Annotated in this window: 19 protein-coding genes; 13 read left to right on the top strand and 6 right to left on the bottom strand. The window is 45.4% G+C overall.

All coding sequences use genetic code 11. The features are described from left to right. The first annotated feature begins 52 nt into the window (after positions 1–52). From PATL_RS21445 to PATL_RS21425, 5 genes are all read left to right on the top strand, one after another. Positions 53–613: a DUF6436 domain-containing protein gene (locus PATL_RS21445; RefSeq protein ID WP_011576872.1), complete on the top strand. Its 561-nt coding sequence runs from the start codon at positions 53–55 to the stop codon at positions 611–613. A 226-nt stretch (positions 614–839) separates the two neighbouring features. Beyond that, positions 840–2336 (top strand): methyl-accepting chemotaxis protein, encoded by a 1497-nt coding sequence (locus PATL_RS21440; protein ID WP_011576871.1) that lies wholly within the window; start codon positions 840–842, stop codon positions 2334–2336. 213 nt (positions 2337–2549) lie between these two features. Next, a complete protein-coding gene (locus PATL_RS21435; protein ID WP_011576870.1) occupies positions 2550–4154 on the top strand; it encodes an ABC-F family ATPase in 1605 nt (534 codons plus the stop codon). A 396-nt stretch (positions 4155–4550) separates the two neighbouring features. Next, positions 4551–6725: a hypothetical protein gene (locus PATL_RS21430; RefSeq protein ID WP_011576869.1), complete on the top strand. Its 2175-nt coding sequence runs from the start codon at positions 4551–4553 to the stop codon at positions 6723–6725. Positions 6726–6776: 51 nt separating this feature from the next. After that, the gene (locus PATL_RS21425) at positions 6777–7883 is read left to right on the top strand and encodes a Fic family protein (protein WP_011576868.1); all 1107 of its coding nucleotides are present in this window, start codon (positions 6777–6779) and stop codon (positions 7881–7883) included. A 13-nt stretch (positions 7884–7896) separates the two neighbouring features. Here the strand turns inward: PATL_RS21425 and PATL_RS21420 are convergent, their stop codons facing one another. Both PATL_RS21420 and PATL_RS21415 read right to left on the bottom strand, forming a co-directional pair. After that, positions 7897–8118, bottom strand: coding sequence for a histidine kinase (locus PATL_RS21420; RefSeq protein WP_041714145.1), 222 nt, complete (start codon positions 8116–8118; stop codon positions 7897–7899). Next, a complete protein-coding gene (locus PATL_RS21415; RefSeq protein ID WP_011576867.1) occupies positions 8111–9154 on the bottom strand; it encodes a GGDEF domain-containing protein in 1044 nt (347 codons plus the stop codon). The genes PATL_RS21420 and PATL_RS21415 overlap by 8 nt, the downstream gene beginning before the upstream one ends. Positions 9155–9446: 292 nt before the next feature. Between PATL_RS21415 and PATL_RS21410 the strand changes: the two genes are divergently transcribed. Beyond that, positions 9447–10520, top strand: a complete 1074-nt coding sequence (locus PATL_RS21410; RefSeq protein WP_011576866.1) for a S66 peptidase family protein — start codon at positions 9447–9449, stop codon at positions 10518–10520. 52 nt (positions 10521–10572) lie between these two features. Here PATL_RS21410 and PATL_RS21405 read toward each other — a convergent pair whose 3' ends face one another. From PATL_RS21405 to nagB-II, 3 genes are read right to left on the bottom strand one after another with little or no spacing between them, the layout of a single operon-like run. Further along, positions 10573–11913, bottom strand: coding sequence for a sugar MFS transporter (locus tag PATL_RS21405; protein WP_011576865.1), 1341 nt, complete (start codon positions 11911–11913; stop codon positions 10573–10575). Positions 11914–11929: 16 nt separating this feature from the next. Continuing rightward, on the bottom strand, positions 11930–13060 hold the full coding sequence (gene nagA, locus PATL_RS21400; RefSeq protein ID WP_011576864.1) for an N-acetylglucosamine-6-phosphate deacetylase: 1131 nt from the start codon (positions 13058–13060) through the stop codon (positions 11930–11932). A 1-nt stretch (position 13061) separates the two neighbouring features. Further along, the gene (gene nagB-II / locus PATL_RS21395; RefSeq protein ID WP_011576863.1) at positions 13062–14045 is read right to left on the bottom strand and encodes a glucosamine-6-phosphate deaminase NagB-II; all 984 of its coding nucleotides are present in this window, start codon (positions 14043–14045) and stop codon (positions 13062–13064) included. 155 nt (positions 14046–14200) lie between these two features. Between nagB-II and PATL_RS21390 the strand changes: the two genes are divergently transcribed. From PATL_RS21390 to PATL_RS21360, 7 genes are all read left to right on the top strand, one after another. Beyond that, complete coding sequence (locus PATL_RS21390; RefSeq protein WP_011576862.1) at positions 14201–15367, top strand: DUF819 domain-containing protein; 1167 nt, start codon at positions 14201–14203, stop codon at positions 15365–15367. Positions 15368–15379: 12 nt separating this feature from the next. Next, entirely contained in the window at positions 15380–16792 is a 1413-nt protein-coding gene (locus PATL_RS21385; RefSeq protein WP_011576861.1) for an SH3 domain-containing protein, read from the top strand. Between the two features lie 6 nt (positions 16793–16798). Next, positions 16799–18379 carry a sodium:solute symporter gene (locus PATL_RS21380; protein ID WP_011576860.1) on the top strand — a complete coding sequence of 527 codons (1581 nt, stop codon included), beginning with the start codon at positions 16799–16801 and terminating at the stop codon, positions 18377–18379. After that, the gene (locus tag PATL_RS21375; RefSeq protein WP_011576859.1) at positions 18376–19263 is read left to right on the top strand and encodes a BadF/BadG/BcrA/BcrD ATPase family protein; all 888 of its coding nucleotides are present in this window, start codon (positions 18376–18378) and stop codon (positions 19261–19263) included. The genes PATL_RS21380 and PATL_RS21375 overlap by 4 nt, the downstream gene beginning before the upstream one ends. 17 nt (positions 19264–19280) lie before the next feature. Next, a complete protein-coding gene (murQ, locus tag PATL_RS21370) occupies positions 19281–20204 on the top strand; it encodes an N-acetylmuramic acid 6-phosphate etherase (RefSeq protein ID WP_011576858.1) in 924 nt (307 codons plus the stop codon). Then, positions 20201–21376, top strand: coding sequence for an exo-beta-N-acetylmuramidase NamZ family protein (locus PATL_RS21365; protein ID WP_011576857.1), 1176 nt, complete (start codon positions 20201–20203; stop codon positions 21374–21376). The genes murQ and PATL_RS21365 overlap by 4 nt, the downstream gene beginning before the upstream one ends. Positions 21377–21538: 162 nt before the next feature. Beyond that, positions 21539–22057, top strand: a complete 519-nt coding sequence (locus tag PATL_RS21360; protein WP_011576856.1) for a PepSY domain-containing protein — start codon at positions 21539–21541, stop codon at positions 22055–22057. A gap of 172 nt (positions 22058–22229) precedes the next feature. Here the strand turns inward: PATL_RS21360 and PATL_RS21355 are convergent, their stop codons facing one another. Continuing rightward, the gene (locus PATL_RS21355) at positions 22230–25073 is read right to left on the bottom strand and encodes a TonB-dependent receptor domain-containing protein (protein WP_011576855.1); all 2844 of its coding nucleotides are present in this window, start codon (positions 25071–25073) and stop codon (positions 22230–22232) included. Positions 25074–25177: the final 104 nt, after the last annotated feature.

Here is a 25177-nt window from a genome sequence, read left to right as displayed (position 1 = left end):
TGTGAGCCCGCTTAGTAACGTTTTTAGTTTAGTGATATGGGGAACCAACTAAATGCCATTGCTAACACACTCCTTTAAACGTCTTGTGGTAGTAGGGGCGTTAATCGCTTGGGTTTTATTGACACTTGGCGGATTGGCATACTCAAGCGCGCAAAGGCAGAAGGAATTTGACCCAGCACAAACCTTGGCTTTGGCCGCCATGTCCGCAGAATTTGCACCAACAGTAACGACAAGTATGCAGGCACAATATCCATCATTAGCTAAAACGGTGGTGCATATTCAGCAAGCCGATTGCAGCTGTAATTTTTCCAATGATATACACGTCAATCGTATTGATACCATTTTAAACAAATCTGCCTATCATTCTGTTCATGCATCGGTAAATGACATACCTAAAGAAATTATTTTGCCCTCATTGCCTGCCATCATGGTGTTCGACGAGCAAGGGCAGCTTGGTTATTTCGGGCCTTATTCCTCTGGTTACTTTTGCTCAACTGACACGGCCATCGTTGATAGGTTTTTAACCAATGTTATCGAAAACAAACATGTGGGAAGCGCTGTGGTCAGCGATGGCTATGGTTGCTACTGTGCGAACGCAAGTACGACGTCTTAAGTACTGAGTGAGTTTACTTTATGATCTAAGTCGCTTATTCAACGTAGGTTACAACGCACACTCATGGGGGCGTTTCTAAGATGCGCTTAACGCTGTTAGCGATAGTGCGCGACGAAACTAAGAAGCGCACAATCACTAATTTACACCTTAAACGAACTGTTTTTGCTGCCGTTAAAGTGTGAATATTGTCAGTAGTGTTAGCAGCACAAGTCTTTGGAGAACAATCATGTCAGACCGTCATTATGCTTGGGTCACTAGCGCAAACAAAAATATGCAAATTACCTTCATTGCGTTAGCGATCATCAGCTTAGCCTTGGCCAATTTTAATCAAACCTGGATAGAAGCCATTCTGGTTGGCGGCTCGACGAGTGTTATATGTTTAACCTTTATTCACCTAAAGCCTCAGTCACGTTTAACTCAACATGTTGTGGCCATTGGCTTAATGCTGTTTACGGCACTTCATATTCACCAGATGCATGGGCTAGTAGAGATGCACTTTGGGATCTTTGTGCTGCTCTCGTTCTTAGCGTACTACCGAAATTGGCGGTTGTACGTGACCGCGATTTTAGTGGTGGTTGTGCACCATCTTAGTTTCTTTGTGATGCAATCAAAAGGGATGGGGGTGTACGTTTTAGCGGATGGTGGTCTGCTGTTTTATCTTATTATCGTGCATGCTGTTTATGCTCTGGTGCAAGCCTTGATGCTGGCTAAAATGGCAAAAGACAATCAAGTTGAGTCACTTTCTGCTGCAGCCCTTACCAGCAGCATCGAAAAAATCATGAGCGACAGAGCAGCAATTGATTTGAAGGTCAGGGCGGATCAAACACTCAATGCCGATTCTGTGGTGGCGTTCAATAATTTACTTAGCATGTTCGACAATCTGATCACCGGTATGCGCGGGGCTGCAGAGCAAATTAATAGTACCTCCGTGATCACCAACCAAAATAGCACGGAGTTACATGGGATTAAGCAAAAAAGTATGACTGAAGTGCAGTATATCGATACGGCTTCAATTGAACTGGCTCAATCCTCACGCACCATGAACGAAGACACAAAGCGCGTGCAACAGCAATCTACAGAAGCGCACAGTCATGTCCACGAAGCAGAACAAACGGTGGATGAAACGAAAGAAGACGTGACTAACCTAGGGACCAAGCTGAGTGAAACGAATGAGAATGTGCGCAACCTCGCTGATAATTGCCAGAGTATTTCACAAGTACTTGAGACCATTAAATCGATAGCAGATCAGACTAACTTATTGGCATTGAATGCCGCTATTGAAGCCGCAAGGGCTGGGGAGCATGGCCGTGGTTTTGCTGTGGTCGCAGATGAAGTGAGAACGCTCGCTTCGCGCACTAAAAAAAGTACGGAAGAGGTAAACCTCATTGTTGAGAACCTGTTGAGTTCATCCAAATTGTCCAGCGATTCTATGGCTGATTGCCTATCGCTAAGTGGAACTGCTAACACTAGAACACAAAAAGCTCGCGACCTAATGAGCCAGGTTCAGCATAATATTTTGCAGATGACGGAAGCGGTCAATATGATGACGGAATCCAGTGAGCAACAAATACACAATAGCGAGACAATTCAAAGTGCCGCCACAAGATTGAAGTCTATTAACCAAGATGAGCTCACAAAGATCGCTGCCATGGATCACGAAGCAGGCTTGCTCTCAGGCAGAACCAAAGATCTTAATTTACAGTTATCGCAGTTTTCCACCTAGCGCTCGGCGGAAAACAACCAGATATAGACGTTTGGGCAAGATAGAACAAACCATGCATGAAGGCGCACAAAGCGCCTTTTTTGTTGATTAATTAAGCAACATACCTCGACATATTCCCCATGTTTCTTTATAGTGCGCCCCGCTAAGCCTTAACGGCAATAATGTTACTCCCTCTTTATTTGAAATACAGACACCATCCCTAGGAATTTTCTTTTGATATCTACCGCAAACATCACCATGCAATTTGGCGCTGAGCCTTTATTTGAAAACATTTCGGCCAAATTTGGTCACGGTAATCGTTACGGCCTTATTGGTGCAAACGGCTGCGGCAAGTCGACTTTTATGAAGATCCTAAGTGGGGATTTAGTGCCTTCATCTGGCAATATTTCCATTACTCCTGGTGATAAGCTAGGTATTTTGAGCCAGAATCAGTTCGCTTTTGAAGAATATAGTGTTGTAGATGCTGTGATTATGGGCGATTCAGCCTTGTGGAAAGTTAAACAGCAACGAGATGAAATTTACGCCAAGCCTGAAATGTCAGAAGAAGATGGCATGTTAGTCGCACAGCTTGAAACAGATTTCGCTGAGATGGACGGTTACACTGCAGAAGCCCGCGCTGGTGACATTCTGTTAGAGGCAGGTATCGCTGAGCACTACCACTATGGCCTAATGAGCCAAGTGGCACCCGGTTGGAAGTTACGAGTACTACTTGCTCAAGCATTGTTTTCAAACCCAGATATTCTGTTATTGGATGAGCCTACCAACAACTTGGATATTTACACCATTTCTTGGTTGGCTGATGTGCTAAATCAGCGTAAATGCACCATGATCATTATTTCTCACGATCGCCATTTTTTGAACTCGGTTTGTACACACATGGCTGACATCGATTATGGTGAGTTGCGTATTTACCCGGGAAATTACGAAGCCTTTATCGAGGCGTCATCTTTGATTCAAGAGCAACTGTTAACCAGTAACGCCAAGAAAACCGCTGAAATGGAAGACTTACAAGGCTTCGTTGCGCGTTTCTCGGCTAATGCATCAAAAGCCAAACAGGCCAGTTCTCGTGCCAAACGTTTAGAAAAAATTCAGTTAGATGAGGTGAAGTCTTCCAGTCGCCGTACGCCATCAATCACGTTGAAGCAGCACCGTAAGTTACATCGCCAAGCCTTGATTTTAGAGAACTTTGGTCACGGTTTTGACGGTGAGTCATTGTTTAGTGGTGGCGAGTTGATCCTAGAAGCTGGCGCTCGATTAGCCATAACCGGTGAAAACGGCGTGGGCAAAACGACTTTTCTACGCTGCTTGGTAGACGAGCTTAAATTGAATGAGGGCACCATCAAGTGGTCAGAAAATGCTGTTGTTGGTTATTGCCCACAAGACAGCTCGGCAGATTTTGCCATGGATATCACTTTGTTTGATTGGATGTCTCAGTGGCGCACTCCTAAGCATGATGACTTAGCGGTTCGAGCAATGTTAGGTCGCTTATTGTTTAGCGCAGATGATTTCAACAAAAAAGTGAACGTGTGCTCAGGTGGTGAGAAAAACCGCTTATTGTTTGGCAAGTTGATGATGTCTGATATCAACGTACTGATCATGGATGAGCCAACGAATCACATGGATATGGAAGCAATCGAAGCACTTAATTCGGCGCTTAAAAAATTCGATGGGACCTTAATTTTCGTAAGTCACGACCGGGAGTTTGTATCCTCTTTAGCTACCCGCGTTATTGAGATCAAGGACAGAGAAGTGATTAACTTCCAAGGTACGTATGATGAGTACTTCGCAAGCCGTCAAGAGACAAGCGCCGCTGCATAGCAACTCAATTTATTAGCCTGCGAGGTTCTCTCGCAGGCTAATAATGCCACTACACTGCATAACACTTCTTTATCCAACCCTCACCCCAATATCAATAGTCATATCCCTCTGTTTTTTCTGCCATAAAATTTTCGATCGTGACAAATGCTGACGGTGCTTCAAAGCCAAGATTCCTTCATTAGTGACTTTTGAAAGATGACGTTTTCATTAAATTTAGGTAAAAAAACAACCCTTTAATTGTAACTTTTTTTTACCCTTGCTAACGTAGTGTAACTTACTTCTTAATATGAGGTAAGTAACTAAATATGCTCGAAGTAGTGTCAGTTTTTCGAGCATAACTAACGGAATAACTAGCTGATTGATGCGCCTAAACGCGCATAACAAAAGGGTTACGCAATGTTAAAACACAATAAAATAGTGCTGTTATTAAGTGGTCTAGGTTTAGTGGGAAATGCATATGCTGTCGAAACTCCCCAGAGCCAAGTGCAAGAAACATCTAGCTTTTATGAGGATGACGCTGAGTTTAACCAAGCCGCTGCAGGATCTGAAGAAGGATGGGGTTGGCAATTAAAAACATCGGTGTCAGCCAGTATACAGTGTGATACCAATTCGGATTGTGGAGGTGGGGGACCAATTGACCCGCCACCGGATGTCGCGCCATCAGTACCAAAAAGTATTGCGGTACTTCGAACCAAAGGAAGTAATTCCGTAGAAGTAAAGTGGCAAGGTGGCAACGCAGGCCGAGGATCTAATTTTCACTACGAGTTGCGTCAACAATATAAAGATGAGATACCACAAGATAGTGAAACCCAAACCCAGACGGCACCGTCAAGCACCGTTTCCGTTGGTAATAACCTTAGCTCTATCCAAAATCCTGGTGCCGACAAAATCGTCAAATATGCGGTTAGGGCATGCAATAGCGTTGGTTGTAGCCCGTACAAAACATCGCAGTATTATTCGATTAATGCGAACTATGATAATGGGGGCGCGGTAACCAAACCATTAGAAAGTGTGAGAACAAATTCTCAACTAGCTCGCAAAGGAACCTATTCAGCCTTAAGCACAAACCAAACAGAACAAGAAACTGCACTCGCTGCGCTGAGCAAAGGCTACGATGCACTCAAGGGTGAGGTGTACGGGAATTCATGCTGGGATCTCTCAGGCGCCGCTCAACTTGATTCCGTTCAGTATATTAACGATCAAAAATACTCCTTCAGCCAAGTAGATACTTACGAATCTCTCGCGACAACACTAGATGTTAAGCGTTCAGGAGGCGGTTCGATATCGTTTGGTGGTTTTTCTATCGGGGGGTCAGGAAGCTCTTCGTTATATAGCGAAACATCCAAGGTTACTGAGAGTTCAGTTATCGTTTCGTCGTTTATCGATAAACAAAATCGATATCAAGCAAAACAAGCCCTCACTTTAGGTATGTCTACTCCTTATGTTAACTACTTAGTGAATAATCAGCCAAAAGAGTTTCGTAAATTCTGTGGGGACAAATTCATTGATACAGTTACCACAGGCAGAAAAATTCTATTTACGATCCGTGTGGTAAGTGAAAAAAGTAGTTACAGTGAAATAAAGAGTAAAACTCTTGAGTTAAAAGCATCGCTGGAAAGTTATAGCGCGGATGGCAATTTTACCTCCAGTGAAGCGAGTAGTTTAGAGCAAGAGTTTGACGGCTATACATTCGACATTATTGGTACACAAACCGGTGGTTCAGATTCCGGTAACCTCCTTCGGCTTAATAGCATCACGGAATATATGACTGTGCTTACCAGTTTTGCCAATAGCAATGATGAAGATTTAGTCAATATAGAGTCGACAGAACGGGATTACCCTATACCGAGTGCTTTAGCTGGCACGAGCCATTTTGACGTGTTTTCTGACTACACTGAGTACCGTGACATATTACAGACTTGGGGACGGTTGGACAGTCAGCTGGAGCGACGTTGTTGGATGTTAGATTTGAATGGAATTGACCCAGACGCAGTAGGCCAAATTGAAGAGGCAATGGGGTTAAGTTTCTACGAAGGAAACGTTAGCCAAAGAGATTTATGTGACTCTGCGAAAGATATGGTCGACCGCTTCGTAAACTATTGTTCAAATCAGGGTGAGTGGAATAAGTGTTTTCTTCCCAATTCTTCGAACTGTATCGATTCTATTAATAACGGATTGTGTATGCAGCGTCCTGAACTCATAAGTTTCAAAGGATTTAGACTTGAACAGGTACGTTTAGATTTATCCAAAGGGGGTTGTTTGTTTAGGTGCTATAAATCTAAGTCAGTACAACAATGTTTCACGAATACCGACATCATTCCTGACTTCAGTCGCAATGCAGTGATCACGAGTAGCTACTCGCCTTCTCCAGTTAGTGGTTTAGTTGTCACCGTTGACCGCTCGTGGAATGTCAGTAGCGCTAGTAATAGCATCACTAAGGTAAATGGAAACTACTGCTTAAAGGCAAAAGCTGAAGTCTTCGGAAAAGGAGGATTTGGCGCTGGGGGAAGATATGAGTCGAACAATCAGATGTTCGGATTTCAAACCCAAACTTTAGGTTATTCACTCTAAAGAGCAACCTTTAAGGGCTGTCTCGACAGCCCTCATTTGCTGGAACACATTATGTATATCGAAAAAGTATGGCCAAGCAATAATGCAAACTACCGATGCTTAATGCCTGAAAGTCTTGCCAATCAAACTTGTGCATTAGCGTTACCAACACCACTAGTATCGACGTTTTTAGAAACGCATTGTCAAGTCGGCAACTTGCAGCGTTTTACGTCACGTTATTTAGCTGGGGGGTTCAGCCTAAAGCAGGGCAGGTTAGTCTCTCGAAAGCGTCTATCGCTGATGCGTTTGGGCTTTAAGCGCAAGGATGAGTTGGCTGAATCTGTAACACTACAATCCGAACGGTATCGAAGCGCTTTACAATCATTACGCAAAAGACCACTTACACTGGGCACTTTGTGTGAAGTGCATAAGTCACTTGATCCTCATCATCACAATGGAGGGCGTTTCAGAGATGTGCAAAATTGGATAGGAGGGCGCTCACCCGATACGGCGCATATCGTTCCACCGCCCCCTGAAAACGTCTCGGATTTAATGACCGACTGGATTAACTACGTTAACAATATCGAGCAAGTAGGCATTGAAGATATCATTATGTTATCCAATCAATTTATTCTGATCCATCCATTCAATGATGGTAATGGGCGCCTTAACAGAGCAATAGTTGATGCGCTTTTGAGTCAAATTATGCGGGATGAAAAGGCATATATCAGTCCATTTCTATTTCGTTTGGCTCACCAACATAATGGTTACTTAGATGCGCCAAGTGCTATTATGCAAGGGCAATGGCAGCAGGTTTTTGATTTTTGGGATGAGGCTATTCAATGGAGTATCAACACGACTGAGACCTTGTGCAAAAGGCTTATAATGGCAAATTCATTCATTCAAAAAAAACTAACACTAAGACAACTCAGCCAGCATGCAGCCACTTTACTGTCGCACATCTCAGAGCAACCAATCGTTACTCCTGCTTATCTTTCAGGGCAATTTGGATGGACATTACTCGAAGCCAGTACAGCGATCACTGAACTGTTGGAATGCGGGATTTTGAACGAGCATAGGGTGAAAGAACCTATTAACACCATTATTTATGATTGTCAGGAAATATTCGACGCGTGGATGGAAATGGATGAAGTGTTGTTCCGTGTATCGAGTTCATAGTTAGTCACTACCGCTAGGGGCGATCAGGCGCCGCTAAACTGCGGATTTTTCCTAGCTCTCGGTCACATTCCCGGCATTGCTGTAAAATGACTGAAAAAGCATTTTGCAGTTCCTGATTACTGGCTTGCCCTTCAAGTAGCATATTCCCTAACTCAGCGTGCAGAGCGATGCTGTTTAGGGGGTTCCTGACATTGTGGATGTGTTTACGAATTTGGCTTGCTTCGTCGTTATTCATGATCGTTTTCGCTTTTTAATTGGGCTGGAAGTTCAGGAATTTGAGAATGGCTCACACGATTTTTGCCAGCATGTTTGGCCGCGTACAATTGCCTATCGGCTAGTTCAATCAGCTCTTCCACTGTCATTTGTGTCGGTTGTTCGTGTTTTGCTTCAAACACTGTCAACCCTATGCTGATGGTCACTCTGTCGGCTGCACTTGCCCCTTGATGTTCAATATTTAAGCTCCTGACGGTTTGTAACAGCTTATTGGCCATCACAAGCCCACCATCTAAGTCTGTATCAGGCAACACCATGGCAAATTCTTCACCGCCGTAGCGACCGACGAAATCTGTTTCTCTACGACGAACTGATTGGATAGCCTGAGCTACACGTTTCAAGCAATCATCACCTTGCATATGGCCGTACAAATCGTTGTACGGTTTAAAATCATCAATATCGATCATCATTAAGGTCATACAGCGACCAAATCTGATGGTTGATGCAAAGTGTTGCAACAATACTGTATCCAACTGGCGACGATTTGCCACGCCCGTTAAGCCATCAACACTGGATAATATTTCTAATTGCTTACGGTAGTACACCAGCTCCATATGATTGCGTACCCGGGCACGCAGAATGGTCAAATTAACCGGCTTGGTAATATAATCTACAGCGCCTAACAGTAGGCCGTGGGCTTCATCGTCAGTGCTGTCAGAGGCAGTGACGAAGATGACCGGGATGTGCGCGGTTAACGGGTTCGATTTCAATTCAGTGCAGGCGTCATAGCCGTGCATATCGGGCATGTCTAAATCCAGTAAAATTAAATCTACTGACTCTTGCTGGGCGTGTATTAATGCGTCTGTTGCGTTATCGAACATAACAACTTGGTATTGAAATTCAAACAGCGCATTCATCGCCTGTAAATTAGAATGATAATCGTCCACCACCATTAGGGTTTGCTTGCGCAATTCGCTATTGGCAACGGACGTACCGGCTGTCAATGCGGTTGCACTAGGTTCGATGTCCTGGTTGGGGCGTAATTCAGATACGCTCATGGTGGTTTCCCCATTCTTATGATTGTAATTCGACGTTTAAACGACTCTTTAAGCAGCTTAGATGCCACTTTAGATGATAACCTATAACATATTGATATTTTTTGCTTTTTAGGCGGGTATTGATGGTTAAATACGCGCTTGAGCGAGTGAAAATTGTAGTCTTTACATACTGCACAGGAGGGATCTACCAAATACTCGCGACTACAATATTCCTAATTTTTCTTTAAATTGTAATAATTACTTCTTTTTGCTCAGTCACTTATTTGCTAAGTTAAACAAAAAAGCGAGAAATATGATGATAGTCCGACGAACGTTACTCAAAGCCTTTATTACTTCTGCGATGGCGAGCGCGTTGATTCCGCTTACATCAGTAAGTGCCGCATCTGTGGCTGATGCTGGTGAGCGCTCAGTAAAAATTCGTAAACCCAAGCGCTTAAAGGCAGGCCAGACCATTGGGCTCATTGCTCCAAGCAGCAATACTTGGGAAGACCAAGAAATCTACTTCGCCATGGATATTATTCGCTCTTTTGGTTTCAAGGTGAAAACGGCCACTCATTTGTTTGATCGCACCGCTTATTTAGCGGGTACCGATAAAGACAGAGCGAACGACGTAAATAGCATGTTTGCTGATAATACCGTAGACGCTATTTTTTGCTTACGTGGTGGCTATGGCTCGCCACGAATTTTGCCTTATTTAGATTATGACCTCATCCGCCAAAACCCCAAGGTGTTTCTCGGTTATAGCGATGTCACTGCGCTGCTTAATGCGATTTACACTCGAAGCGGCATCATGACCTTTCACGGACCTATTGCGAAACAGAGCTTTACTGAGTACACCTTAGGTGAATTCAAAAGCGTGTTGTTCAATCCTGTGAAGAGTATGCCACTGGCCACACCGCCGGTGTTTGAACCCGCCGAAGGTCAAGCCGAGAAAGACAACCGTCTTACAACCGTTACCGAGGGGCAGGCATCGGGCGTATTAATTGGTGGCAATCTGTCGCTTATGGTGAAGTTAGTGGGTAGCCCTTATGAGCCAGATTACGCAGGCAAAATCCTATTCTTAGAAGACGTAGAGGAAGCGCCCTACCGGATCGACGGTATGCTAACCCACCTTAAACTGGCAGGTAGATTGGACAAGGTAGTAGGTATAGTGTTTGGTAAATGTACCGATTGTCAGCCGAGCAGCGGCCCGTCCTTTAGCGTTGAACATGTTCTAAAGGACCGTTTAGGTGACTTGAATGTGCCCGTCCTAAGTGGTGTGATGATTGGTCACATTAAAGATATGGCGACCGTACCTGTTGGCGCTATGGCAACACTTGATGCAAGCAAGCAACAATTAACGCTAGATGAAAGCGCGGTGCTTTAACACCGCGTTTAACCATCTATTTTGCGGCATGACTCCTAGTACACGCCGTTACTTACGACCAACTACGCATTTTGTGACCATAAAATGCGTAAAAACCTATCATTAAATACCCTGGCAATAATATCCAATAAGCTTGTTGGCTATTACTCGCTTGAGCCAATTGCCCATAGATAATTGGCATCAGCGCGCCCCCAGCAATACCCATGATTAAAATCGCAGAGCCTTTTGGGGTAAAACGCCCCAAATCCGCCAGGGCTAAAGGCCACAGCGTTGGCCACACCATGGCATTGGCCAAGCCCAGTAGGGCAATTAACGCGACGCTGTTTGGGATCACGGCGATCCCGGTCCATCCCCAAAGTAATTGCGCTAGCATGGTTTGCTCATTTGACGAGAACAGCAATAAAACGGTAATGACCAAACCGCCAATGGCACTGATGCGCAGGGCATTTGCTTGTGATACAAAGCGTGGGATACACACCAAGCCAAGAAAGTAACCCAACACCATAAAGCCCATGGTATATGACGTGAGCGTGGTGGCGTTAGCGACTCCTATGCTCGCACCATATAAACCAATCGTGTCGCCGGCGATAACTTCCACCCCCACATAAAAGAACAGTGCGATGGCGCCAAGCACTAGCTGGGGAAATTGCCAAATTACGCTTTTAGTTTGATGACGAGCGCTATCTTCAAGCGCGTCTGACTCGTCATTGACAGGAGACTCTAGTAAAGCCAAATCGGGCAGCGAAATACGCGACAAACCACCGGCTAATGCTAGCAAGGCAATGGCCATACCCACGTATGGCGTAATCAATTGATGAGCCATGCTTTCGATTTGCAATTGCTGTTGCTCTGCAGGCAGCTGATTGACAGTCGCTAGGTTAATGTCGCTAAAGCCGCCTAATACCCATGCGGTGAAAAGAATAGGCGCTAATATACCAGCGCCTTTATTGAGTAACCCCATAATCGCGATGCGCGCAGCAGCACTTTTGGTTGGCCCGACATTGACCACATAAGGGTTAGCAGCAGTTTGTAAGATGGTTAAGCCGCTGCCAATAACGAACTGCGCCACCAGGAAGATCCAAAATTCTTGCAGTAACGCTGCAGGGATAAAACCAAGCAAGCCAAGGGCAATAATGCTTAACCCTAATACCATGGATGACTGATACCCGACCTTTTCCAAGATCATAGCCATGGGCAACGCCATCACTACGTAAGCAAAGTAAAAGCAGGATGCAATCATCAGAGCTTGAGTTTCAGAGAGCTGACACACCACTTGTAAAAAAGGGATCAGTGCGCCGTTTAACCAAGTTACAAAGCCGAATATGAAAAACAGCAGTGCAATAATGCACATGGGCATAACGCTTGAGCGCGGCGCAGAAGTAGTGAGTGTCATGGGTTGTCCCTTATTCTTATGATTGTGGAATGAATTGACCTGATTGGCATAATGCCGTGATATTTAGCGCATCATCTAGTACAACAAAGTCCGCTTTTTTGCCTTTGGCAATAACGCCATGGGTGTCTTGTAAACCAAGATAATGAGCAGGTGTGGTACTGGCCATTGTGATGGCGTCTTCAAGAGGAATATGTAAATCGCGCACCGCATTTTTGATTGCGCTAAGCATGTCTAAATGGGAGCCTGCTAGCGTACCGTTATCTGTGGTTAGTTTATTGCCAACGCGCGTGACCTTCTGTGTACCGAACATAAAGCTGTCATCGTCAGTGCCGATTAATCCCATGGCATCGGTAACCAGCATCATTCTTTCTTTCCCTTTGATTTTAATCGCTATTTCACTGCAAATTGGGTCAATGTGGTAATGATCTAGAATTAAGCCCGCATAGGTATCTGGTGTATTTAGCGCCACCCCTACCATGCCAGGTGCGCGTGACAGCATGGCTGACATAGCGTTGAATAAGTGAGTGAACCCATCTGCGCCGGCCTCAATTGCCTTGAGTACGGTTTCTGCATCAGCGTTAGAGTGGCCTAGGCATACTTTCACTCCATGCTGGCACAATTGTGTAATCACGTCTGGGCTAACATTTTCAGGAGCAAGTGTCACAATCACTTTCCCCAAATCTTTGCGTAAATAAAGGGCTAATTCATCATCTGTGATAGGGCGAATAAAGGCTTCATCATGCACGCCTTTTTTCGGTTTGCTTAAGTGTGGTCCTTCAAAATGCACCCCAAGGATCCCAGCCACATGTTGGTCAATGGCCTCAGCCATAATCTGTGCTGCGTGTTGCATGACAGGCAGTTCATCCGTGATCAATGTTGGCATTAACCCTGTGGTACCAAATTTGCGATGAGCTAGGCTCATTTGCGCTAAAGCTGCTGTGGTAGGTGACTGGTTAAACAGTACACCACCACCACCGTTAACTTGTACATCGATAAAACCAGGTACCACTGAACCGGGGTAAAACGCCAAATGGGCGTCATTAGAAGATGTTGCTGTTATATTTTGGATGGTGTCTTGTTCAACGATTACAGTTTGGTTATTCAACCAGCCGTTTGAGGTCAGTAAGCGCTCACATCTAAATTGCATATCAATGGGTCTCTGTTATTTTTTTAAGGCCCTGAGGTCGGTCTGGATCTCGACCATAAGCTTGAGCGATACGCTCAATGTCTACATAGAAACGCAATACCACCAATAACGGCAGGCAACGAGGGTGCAGCGTAAGCTTAGGGTGCGACAGAGATACAACGCGACCCCCTTGTTGGGCGAAGGTGTGTATCTGGTTACTATGCACGTCAGTCGTTTCATCTTCAACTTGAACATCAATGACATGGAGTTGATTGGCAAGCATGGCTGACGGGCCGTGCATAAACTCGGCGCTGCTGAAAGCTTCACAGTGTATCGCCAGAACTTCTTTTAATTTCAGCGCCATTTCACGGCTGATAGCGTAACCAAAACCGCGTCCTAACATGACGCAATGTCGAATCTCGTGCAGTAAATCAGGCGTTAGCTGCGCAGGCTGTGCGAGTACCTGTTCTAACGCGTCCGGCAGATTAGTAAGGCTATCGAGTAGCGCGGTGTTGTTATTCCAGTAGGCGCATAATTGCAGTAATGCACTCAAACTGGCTAAGTAGCTTTTGGTTGCGGCAACCGATTGCTCTAACCCCGCCCCCATGGGCAATACATAATCAGCTGCTTGGGCTAGGGGAGACTGTTCGTCGTTTACCAAGGCCAAACACATAGCGCCACTGGCTTTGGCTGATTTCACTTGATTCACAATATCAGGGCTGCGGCCAGACTGGGAAATGGCAATCACTAAGGCGCTTTGGTGATTGACAGATTTATGGTAAATACCGAACACCGAAGGGGCAGACGCCATAACGGGTATGCCTAGCTCAGTTTCTAATAAGTATTTAGCGAAAACACCTGCGTGATCAGATGAACCACGGCCAATCATTAACACATAACTGGGTTTTCTCGCTTTTATTTGGCTGACGAGTGTTTCACACTGCTCGGCGTTACGAATGAGTTGCTGACGTATAACAGATGGTGTTTGCGCCGTTTCTTGCGCCATGAAGCTACTCAATGGGAACCCCTTTTATGTTGATAAAGTGTACAGTGGATTTAGAATAATAAATTATTCTTTATTTTTCTATATTTTATAATAGTTATTTACAAATAGTCTGCAACTGGGTACTGTTTGGTTACTGCAAACTAACCACTTTTTTTATGATCACGACTGCCTTTGCATACATCAGTGTTTTACTCTTTATCGCGGGGGGACTAGCCCTAGTAGAAGAGAAAACCCGTTGGAAGTTATTCCATTATCTACCCGCCATCGTATTGCTGTATTTCACAGTCATGATGATGTCTACGCTGGGTTTATGGAGTAAAACAGCAGAGATCAATCAGGCGTATTCTTCCCTTAAGGCAAATATTCTTCCGGCTATGATCTTCTTAATGTTGCTGGACGCTGATTTACGTCAAATTAAACGCTTGGGCGGCAAGATGCTGTTGGCATTTTTTGCCGCAGCGATCAGCATTGGTTGTGCATTTGTCATTGGTTTTGCGCTATTTAAAGGCTTTTTAGCCCCAGATGCGTGGAAAACGCTAGCGGCGCTAAGCGGCAGTTGGATGGGCGGCACAGGTAATATGGCTGCGGTGCAAGCGGCGCTTAATGTGCCTGATTCCAGTATGGGTTACACCTTGCTAATTGACTCAATTGATTACGCCATGTGGGTCATGTTTCTGTTGGCGTTAGTTCCTTTCGCGAATCGCTTCAATCATTGGACTAAAGCTGATGGTAAAGCCTTAGCAGAAGTCAGTGCCAATTTAGCCAGTAAACAACAGGAATACACAGGCAATAAAACCACCTCTATGTTGGTTTTGCTGTCTGGGGCAATGTTGGTGTCCATCCTATGTCAACATCTTGCTGCTGCTTTGCCTGTGACAGAATTTTTTACTAAAACCGCATGGACTGTGATGTTGGTCACCGTTTTGGGTGTTATTTGTGCAATCACTCCCATCAGCAAAATGTGGGGGGGGAAAGAGTTATCATCCCTCATGCTGTATCTCATTATCGGCTTGATTGCTTCGCGTGCTAATTTCAACGAATTAACCCAAGCGCCTATATATATCTTGCTTGGCTTATTTATTTTGGCTGTACATGGTGGGCTTATGCTACTGGTGGCCAAGCTGTTCAAACTTGATTTATTCACCTGCGGTATCGCATCGTTGGCCAATATTGGCGGCGTGGCATCTGCTCCTATACTTGCTGCTGCTTATTCTCGAGCGTTAATCCCTGTGGGCGTGTTAATGGCCATGTTGGGTTACATAGTTGGCACCGGCGGCGGCTTATTGGTAGGGCGAGCGTTAGCATGGCTAAGCGCAGCGTAAACGGAGAACAATATGAAACGTATTTTATCAATCGGGCTGTTACTGGCATGCGCTTTAAGTGCGACTGCATTGCCTGCCAGTGCTCTACAGCATCCTACCAAAGACCTGCAAAAGAACTGGGGAACTGATGTGATGAATGTAACACAAGTTCAGTTGCACCCTGATCACTGGGTGCAGAAGCTAAAAAGTCCTGAACAGCTAGTCATGACCCAAGAACAGATCAATGCGCATAACCAAGGGTTAATTGAGCATAACCGTTTTGTTAGCGATCCCCTCAGTAGTCCAGATTCACTTACTGACAAACAACTCACAGCGAAAATTCACAGCATCAGCAAAGTGCCCAAAAGTGCGCGCTATTTTGTTGGTGGACGCCAGTTAAGTGCTCAAGATTATGAGCTTTATCAAGACAATATGACTTTTGCTTCAGCACCGAATGGTCACAAAGTGGGATTTGGCTTAATGGTAAAGCGCGCAGCACTGCGTACCTTTCCAACCGATGATAGAGTGCTGAACTCAGGGATGGATGTGGACCTTGACCGTTTTCAAGAAAGCGCTTTGTTTCCAGGGGACGCAGTTGCGATCCTAACCTACAGCAAAGATAAGCAGTGGGCATTGGTGCAAGGGTTTAATTACCTCGCTTGGACAAGAGTCGAAAATTTTGCCCTTGGTACTAAACAGCAAGTTGCTGAATTTAAAGATGAAAGCGATTTCGTTGTGATTACCGGAGCCAAGGTGTTCACTCAATACGTGCCTGACATGCCAGCAGTGTCTGAGCAACAACTGGACATGAGTGTACGTTTGCCTTTAGTTAGCGAAAATGAAGTGCCAACCGCATTATACGCCCAAAACCCTTATGCCAATTACGTGGTTTGGTTACCCACTCGTACACCGCAAGGGAAGTTGAGCTTACAAAAAGCCCTTATCGGGCGAAGCCAAGACGTGCATTTGGGGTACATGGCATACACCAAAGCGAACGTTATTCGTCAAGCCTTCAAGTTTTTAGGTGAACGTTATGGTTGGGGGCATGATTATAACGGCCGTGACTGCACAGGGTTTGTGGGAGAAATTTACCGCTCGTTCGGCATTTTAATGCCACGCAACTCTGGTGATCAGGGTGGAACAGACTTCGGTATTGATAACCGGTTTTCCAAGCAATCTCCTATGGCAGATAAACTAGCGGCCATTGAAGATTTAGAAATAGGTGACTTACTTTATATTCCTGGCCACGTGATGCTCTATTTAGGCGATGAACAGGGCCAGCCGTTTGTGATCCATGACGTAAAAGGCTTGGCGTATTTTGATGAGCATAAAAAGCTCTACAAAGGCACCTTAAACGGTGTGTCCGTCACGCCTTTGTTACCCCTTCGCTTGTCGGAGAAAAACAGTTATGTGGATCGTCTCTATAACATTAAGCGTATACGGTAAGCATTAATGAGCGCACAGTATTCTGGTTTAGATTGGTTAGTTTTTGTTGCTTATGGCTTGTTGCTACTGGGCTCAGGTTGGTTTTTTAATCGCCGCTCAGCAAACAGCCAAGATTACTTTCGTGGTGGTAACACTATGCCTGTATGGGCGGTGGCCATATCTGTGCTCGCCACTTCGCAATCTGCAGCCACTTTTTTAGGCGGCCCCGACCAGGGTTACCGCGGTGATTTGTCTTATTTAGCGACTAACTTAGGCGCGTTTGTGGCGGCGTTCTTTGTTGCCACTTTTCTTATTCCTAAGTTTTATAAATTTAATGTGTACACCGTATACGAACTGCTTGAAGTACGCTTTGGCCCCACAGCGAAGAAACAAGCAGGTTTGATGTATTTATGTGGCCGTATATTCGCGAGCGGGGCTCGTTTGTACATGGCAGCGATTGCCGTATCGATGATTTTATTTGCCGACATTGAAGCATCACATGTAGTGGCTGCAACTTGTATTTTGACAGTCGCAGGTCTGATGTACACAGTGTATGGTGGCATCAAAACAGTGATATACAGTGATGTAATTCAGTGTTGCGTGTATGTGGGGGCAGCGGTAGCGGTTATTTATTGTTTGCTGGCGGCGATCCCCAGTGATATGTCCAGCATCATGGCGGTGCTTGCCGAGCCAGGAGCTGGTCAAGCATCGAAGCTGGCGTTATTCAAATTTGATTGGGATTTCAGCCCCTCGGGCGTGTTTAACATCTGGTCAGTGTTTACTGGTTTTGTGTTGCTAAATATCGCCGCATTTGGTCTTGACCAAGACATGACCCAGCGCGTGCTAACGTGTAAAAATGCCAAAGAAGGCAGTAAAGCCATGCTGTATTCCATTGTTATGGTGATTCCGATCATGCTGCTTTTCATTGTTATTGGCTTGTTGCTATATGTTTATTACCAGCGCCCAGATTTAATGCATAGCGGTGCTGCAGGCGAGGTTTTACCGACCTTTGAAGGTGAGCCAGTCACTATTTTCATGTACTACGTACTCAATCATATTCCTGCTGGCGTGAAAGCGTTAGTAACCGTTGGCATCATTGCTGCAGCGCTATCGACACTTAATTCAGGGTTGAATTCTATGGCGTCAGTGTTGGTGCAAGATATTTACGCACCTTGGCAAAAGAAGAAAGGTAATCGCCACAGTGACATGCATTTTGTCAGCGCTGGGCGCGTGGCTATGGGGTTGGTGGCTGCAGCACTAGGCGCTATGGCCTGCTTATGCTTTTATTGGCAACAATATACTGACACACCACTTTTACAGTTTGCTTTGGGTGTCATGGTGTTCTCGTACAGTGGCTTATTAGGTGTGTATTTCACCGCCATCTTCACTAAGCGCGGTAGCCCTCAAAGCGTGTTAGCGGCGCTCATTTGCGGTTTTATGACGACGCTTTTATTTCAGCCTTATATTATGACGCTGTACTTACCACAAGACTGGATAGTGCACATTGGATTTACTTGGCAACTTTGTATCGCCACATTGGTCGCAAGCCTAGTGTGTTTATCAGGCAAAGGCAGCAGCGAATCGCAATTTCAGGGACAGGAAGCATGAACCATTCAATTCAATTCATACTTGGCTTAGACGGCGGGGGCACAAAAACGGTTGCCCGGCTCGTTGACTTACAAACCTCAATGCAGTGGCAAGTGAATGCTGGGGCAACGTCTCTGAGTAATGATTACTCCTTGGCGTTAGCCAGTATTACAGATGCTTGCAGGCAATTATTAGAGCAGGCGGACTGCAGCGCCGAGCAGGTATCGGCTGTGTTTGGTGTCGCCGGTGCCGGGGATAAATCCTTGGTGGTTAAATTAGAGCGAGATTTAGCCTTCAAATTTGCCAAATTAAGTGTGGTGTCTGATGCCAAGACCTCCTTGTACGGCGCTAATGCTGGCCATCCAGTGGCTGTTGTAGCACTCGGGACAGGGTCGGTTGGTATGCGTATGGATCATAACCGCAACGAAAAGATGATAGGCGGGTGGGGCTTTTGTATCGGTGATGAAGGTGGCGGTGCGAAACTTGGCTACTTAGCGGTTCAAAAGTTGCTGTTGGAAATGGACTTGAATGGGGTAGCAAAAAGCACGTTAAGTTTGTTTGTGGCCAGCCAAATTGGTTACAGTCGCCATTCAATCTTGCAATGGTTAGCGATGGCGAAACCAGCTGATTTCGCAGCGCTTGCGCCACATGTTTTCAACCTAAAAGAAGAGTGTGTGGTGGCGTTAGAAGTACTCACTGCCCATGCCACCATGATCGAAAAATTAATCAAGCGTACCTGCGGCTCAAGTGATTTACCCTTGGTGCTCATGGGTGGTCTGGCTGAACCGAGCCAAGGACTGCTAAGTGCGACTTATCGCAATTTAATTGTGCCAAGTAAGGGAAACTCTCTTGATGGCGCTTGTTTGTTGGCAAAGCAATTGTGCTCGCCTTCATCCACTAACTAACCGAACGTAATCAATTTATGACTCAAGTAAATTTGCTCAGTGAATTAAATAGCATCGCTTCTGAAGGGCGCAACATAGATACGCTCGACATAGACACTTTGCCCACTCTAGCGATTTTAGAAAAAATCAATCAGGAAGATCATAAAGTTGCTGCTGCGGTGAGCGCAGCAATGGCGGATATTACCTCTGGAGTGGAAGCTATTGTATCAAGCTTTAACCGAGGTGGTCGTTTGGTTTATATGGGCGCCGGTACGAGCGGGCGCTTAGGCATACTCGATGCGGTAGAGTGTATGCCAACCTTTAGCGTGCCAGAGGGGATGGTTATCGGCTTGATCGCGGGAGGCGAAAAAGCAGTGATACACGCCGTTGAAGGTGCAGAAGATGACCGAGCAATGGGCGTAGCTGACTTAAAAGCCCTTAATTTTAGTGATAAAGATACATTGGTGGGTATTGCTGCCAGTGGCCGTACGCCTTATGTGGCTGCAGGTTTAGAGTACGCCAAGCAGTGTAAAGCAACAACTATTGCAGTAAATTGCAGTCCCAACTCTGTCATCGGTCAGATAGCAGATATTGATATTTGTGCCCAAGTGGGTCCTGAAGTCCTGACCGGCTCTACACGCTTAAAATCAGGCACTGCCCAGAAACTCATACTAAATATGCTTAGCACGGCCAGCATGATCCGCATTGGTAAGACTTATCAAAACCTAATGGTGGATCTTAACGCCAGTAATCAAAAGTTGTATGCACGAGCGGTACGTATTGTGATGCAAGCTACTGACTGCGAAGAGCAAACCGCATATGAAGCCCTTGATCACGCGAATAAAGAAGTCAAAGTGGCGATTTTAATGATACTTACAGGTGTTGATGTGCAACAGGCTCGCGAAAAACTTGCTCAGAAGCAGGGTTTTTTGCGCCATGCCATGTCGCAAGGTGAGTCATGAAGCTCATCTACTTAGCGCTATTTACCTTATTGCTAAGTGCATGTGTAACTTCTTCTCAGGTAGAAAAGGGTAGTTCTGAGGCCATCAAAGTTGCTGCCCAGCGCTCAGAAGCATATCTGCCGCAACTAAAAGGTAAACGTGTCGGCTTAGTGGTAAATCAAACCTCCATGGTGGGCAACAGGCACTTAGCGGATTATTTGCTTGATGAGTCAGTCAACGTCGCGCGAATCTTCGCGCCTGAGCACGGTTTTCGTGGTGATCATGATGCAGGAGCGCACGTCAGCAGCGAAATAGATGCAAAAACTGGCATTCCTATCACTTCTATCTACGGCAAATTTAAAAAGCCGCCAGTGGAAATGTTGCAACAACTTGATGTGGTGATATTTGATATTCAAGACGTGGGCGTGCGTTTTTATACTTACATCAGTTCGATGCACTACATGATGGAAGCCGCAGCAGAGGCCGGTATTCAGTTTATGGTACTAGACCGCCCCAACCCTAATGGGCGTTTCGTCGATGGGCCAATACTCGAGCCTAAATACCGCTCGTTTGTGGGCATGCATCCTATCCCCGTTCTACATGGTATGACGGTAGCTGAACTCGCACGTATGATCAAAGGCGAAGGCTGGATAAACCAAGCGCAATCGCTTGATTTGGTCGCCATTCCAGTCGCTAATTACTCCCGTTATATGCACTACTCACTACCTGTAGCCCCGAGCCCGAATTTACCCAATGACCAAGCGATTGGTTTATACCCAAGTCTGTGTTTTTTCGAGGCTACGCCTATTAGTGTCGGCCGCGGTACTGACTTTCCATTTCAGGTGTTAGGGTTTGACGATATTGAGTTAGGCGAATTTGCGTTCAGCCCAGAATCGCGCCCTGGTAGCGCGCTGCACCCCAAGTTAGAAGGTAAGGCTTTACAGGGGATAGATTTGCAAGAAAGCCCTGAGCGAGGCCTTAATTTAACCTGGCTGGTGGGGGCGCAGCAGCAATTTTCTAGCCGTGGTATGCACTTATTTGAGCGAGCTGATTTTATGGATAAGTTAGCCGGTACAGATTCACTGCGTAACGCCATAGAAGCAGGCCAAAGCGCTGCTGAAATTAAACGAAGTTGGCAAGCAGGATTGGCCAACTTCAAAGAACAACGTCAGCCCTACTTGCTCTACCCTTAATATATTTATTCATTAGCGCTCAAGTAAGCAACTGTGCTTCGTGTCTGCTCGACTCAAGAGCAAACTTAGGTAAAGACATCAGACATATCTAAATCTCTGTGGTTAAATACAGCTTTTTTCACTTAAAGCACGATATAACGTTCACACATAACAGAGGGCAGTATGGCATCAGCAAAGTTTCACAATACCTTTAGACAGTATCATAGATGGTTGGGGTTTTTCCTTGCGGGTATTATGGCGGTGTATGCAGTCAGTGGAATATTGCTCATATTTCGTAGCACAGATTTACTGAAATACGAATACACCACGGTGCATGAACTAGACACTCAACTGAGCTCTAAGGCGCTAGAAAAGGCTCTTCATCTGAAAGGGTTTAAAATTCAGGCTGAGGATGAACAAGAAATTCGTTTTAACTACGGCGCCTATCAAAAAGCCACGGGTGAGGCGGTTGTCACTAAAAAAGATTATCCCAAGGTACTAGCCAAACTTGTGAGTCTGCACAAGGCTACTACAAACAGCCCTTTGTTTATTTTAAACATTACCTTTGGTGTGGTGTTGCTGTTTTTTGTCGTCTCCGCTTTTTTGATGTTTATGCCAAAAGCGAAGTTGTTCAAAAACGGAATGAAAATAGCGGCAGGTGGTTTTTTGTTTGCTTTGCTTGTGGTGATATTTGGTTCGTAAATATTTAAGTTTGAATTTATAAAAAAGGCCTCAATTGAGGCCTTTTTGTTAGGTGACTTTCGCGTTACTCAATACCGTTTGTACCGAGTAGTGCTTCTACCGAATAATGCTTTTAGGCTACTAAAACCGCCCTTGATAAAAGCAACTGCAACGAAAGTAATCAATATAGATGTTACATCGCGTATGACAGTGTTATGTAACCGAAGCGACCGATGTTTTCATATGCACCAGTCTTTTCGCCTGTGCCAGTCGTTCCAAATGGAAGGTCACGGTTGAATACGTTGTCTACGCCAACAGTCAGTGATATACCGTTTTCAAATGCGTAGCCTACAGTGACATCTGAAATCGCGTACGAGCCATATTCCATCAAGGAGCTACGGTTAGGGTTAACCGCGAGCTCTTGGTTGTCATAGATGCTCACACGCTCTAGATAACGGGTTTTGATACCAGCTTGCCATGCATCAACCATGTAGCTCATGCTTAACATACCTTGCCACTCTGATTCACCTGCAGTACCAGCATATTCAACAAAATCAGACGTATCTTCTTGGAACGGATACTCTTTACGCTCAATCAGGTACGTACCAATTAGGTTAGTTTTGAATGAACCGCCAAGCGCATCAAAGTCATAGCCAAGTTCGAAATCCACACCCGATGCATCTTGACCTGAAAGGTTAAGGGAGAAGCTTCTAATTTGTGATATTTCACCACTTGCATCACGGGTAATAAGCGAGCAGTAATCATTGCTGACGCCGCTCGTGTTATCAACGCAGCGATCAAGAATGGTTTGCGAATCAACTGAAGAAATAGCGTCAGTCAATTCAATTTTCCAGTAATCAACGGTGGCCACAAAACCTTCAAGGTAAGCCGGCTGATAAACCACGCCGACTGTAGTACTTTTTGATTCTTCAGCGCGAAGGTTAATGTTACCGCCTTGCTCGCCTTCAATTCTGGCTGAGTCATAGTCTGAATCAAAATCAGCCGGCACGCCTAAAGCGGCACAGTTTGATGTGCGCGTTGAAGCGTCAGCCAATTGACCTAGCTCAGACGTTTTACAAGGATCGTCAATACTGAAAAACGTTTGGCTCGCTTCACCGTACAGTTCACTGATGTTAGGTGCGCGTAGGGCTGAGGAGTGGGTCGCTCGAACGCGTAAGTCTTCATACACTTGCCAGTCTAGACCTAGCTTCCAGCTTTTTGCATTACCGATAGTGCTGTAGTCAGCAATACGCAGTGCGGTTTCAAAGTTCAGATCTTGAATACCTGGTAGGTCGGTTAGCAAAGGCGCTGAAAACTCTACGTAAGCTTCTTTAACATCGAAGTCGCCTTTATCTTCGCCTAATACGTTGAAGAACGTACCTTCAGCGTTGTCTGGCTCTTCAATTTCGCTTTCTTCTTTGCGGTATTCAATACCCGCGGCAAAACCCACATAGCCCGCTGGTAATTCATATATACCAGAGTTGTTGACTGAGCCGCCGACAACAGTTTGCGTAATGGTGCTGTTGCCAACAGAGGTGGTGTTAACGTAGTTACGTGCAGCTTCGCTTGGCGCGCCGTCACCTAGTAGGTTTAATGGCACACAGCCTGCTGCTTGAGCTGCCGTATCACGACAGACAATTGAGCCGTCGTCAGCTTCAACCGCATCTACAGCATTATAGAAGTTGGCCAGTACAAGGTTATTCTTGTTGGCACGCTCAAGCTTGGTTTCACCACGCGTGATGTAGGTTTCAAAACCCCAATCATCGTTGATGTAACCTTCAAGACCAGCCACAAACGCAGTGGTTTCACGTTCGTCATCTTCTGTACGACGGCCAACATCAGTCAACATCCGGTCGATAGTAATTTTAGTCAGATTATTTGCACCCATAAGGGCTAGCAAGTCATCTCCTGCATACGGGTTATCGTTTTGGATAGTGATGGCATCTGCCTCGCTTTCAAAGAAGAAAAACGCAGGCTGACCAACATTAGTCGAGCGAGTACGTGCGTACTTACCTTCAACATAACCACGGATGTTGTCGGTTACGTCGTAGCTCAATTTAAGGTTATAGTTGGTGCGGTCAAACTCAGGCTGAAGCTCGCTGAACTGATTCAAATTAATAAAATCACAGTTTTCACATGCTATGCCGTCTACGTTATCACCTAGGTATACGTCGCGTACTGAACCATTAGGGTTAAATGAATAGTAATCATCGCCAATGGCAAAGGTACCAGCATTGCTTAACGCATAGATACCCGCATTAGGTGTGTAGATATCGTCAGGGACATCTAAAGAATCTCTATTGTCATCATTTTGCGCGGTGTTAGCTAGATTGCGGAAAGAAGTAGATGTCCATGGGTTATCCAGGGCGTTCAAGCTTTCTTGGCTGCTGTGCTCCACTGAGAAGGCGATATTACCGCGATCATCATTGAAGTTGGTGCCGTAAGAGAATGAATACTTGTCGTTGCTGTAATCGTGGTTGTCAGCATAGCCTTTGGTCGCGCTAACTTGTAAGCCTTCAATCTTGTCTTTAAGAATAAAGTTAACCACACCCGTTACCGCATCTGCACCGTAAACCGCTGATGCACCGCCTGTGATGATTTCAACGCGCTCAATCCAGCTGGTAGGAATGGTGTTGGTATCAACCGAAGAGGTACCTGCACTGCTCGCTACGTGGCGCTTGCCATTGACCAATACCAGGGTGCGTTCAGTGCCCATTCCGCGCAAATCAAGAAGGCTCAAACCGGCGGTACCGATGAATTGACCTGAGTTTGATAAAGAGTAAGTACTTGCTAATGCGGGTAGCTCATTTAGTGCTTCACCGATATTCATCGCACCAGTATTTAGCAAACTTTCGCCGCTAAGTACTGTCACAGGTGAAGGTGCGATAGCGCCTTCACGAAGAATACGAGAGCCTGTGATTTGGATTTTTTCTACTGAGTTCGCTGCATCGTCGCTCTGTTGTGCCAACGCGCTGTTTGTCATAACTATTGAGCCGCCTAAAAGCGCTAGCTTTACGGCTTGAGTAATTTTATGCATATGTGTCCCTGAGAAGGTAATTATAGGAAAGATAAAGAATCTATCTGCTATAAGTGCAGATTGCGGCGAATTGTATGGGGCATTAGCTGTTATTTCAAACAAAT

The sequence above is a fragment of the Paraglaciecola sp. T6c genome (assembly GCF_000014225.1).
In the GTDB taxonomy this organism is placed as follows: Bacteria; Pseudomonadota; Gammaproteobacteria; order Enterobacterales; family Alteromonadaceae; genus Paraglaciecola; species Paraglaciecola atlantica_A.
Note: the sequence above shows the minus strand (reverse complement) of the source record. Positions and strands in the feature narration are given on the sequence as shown.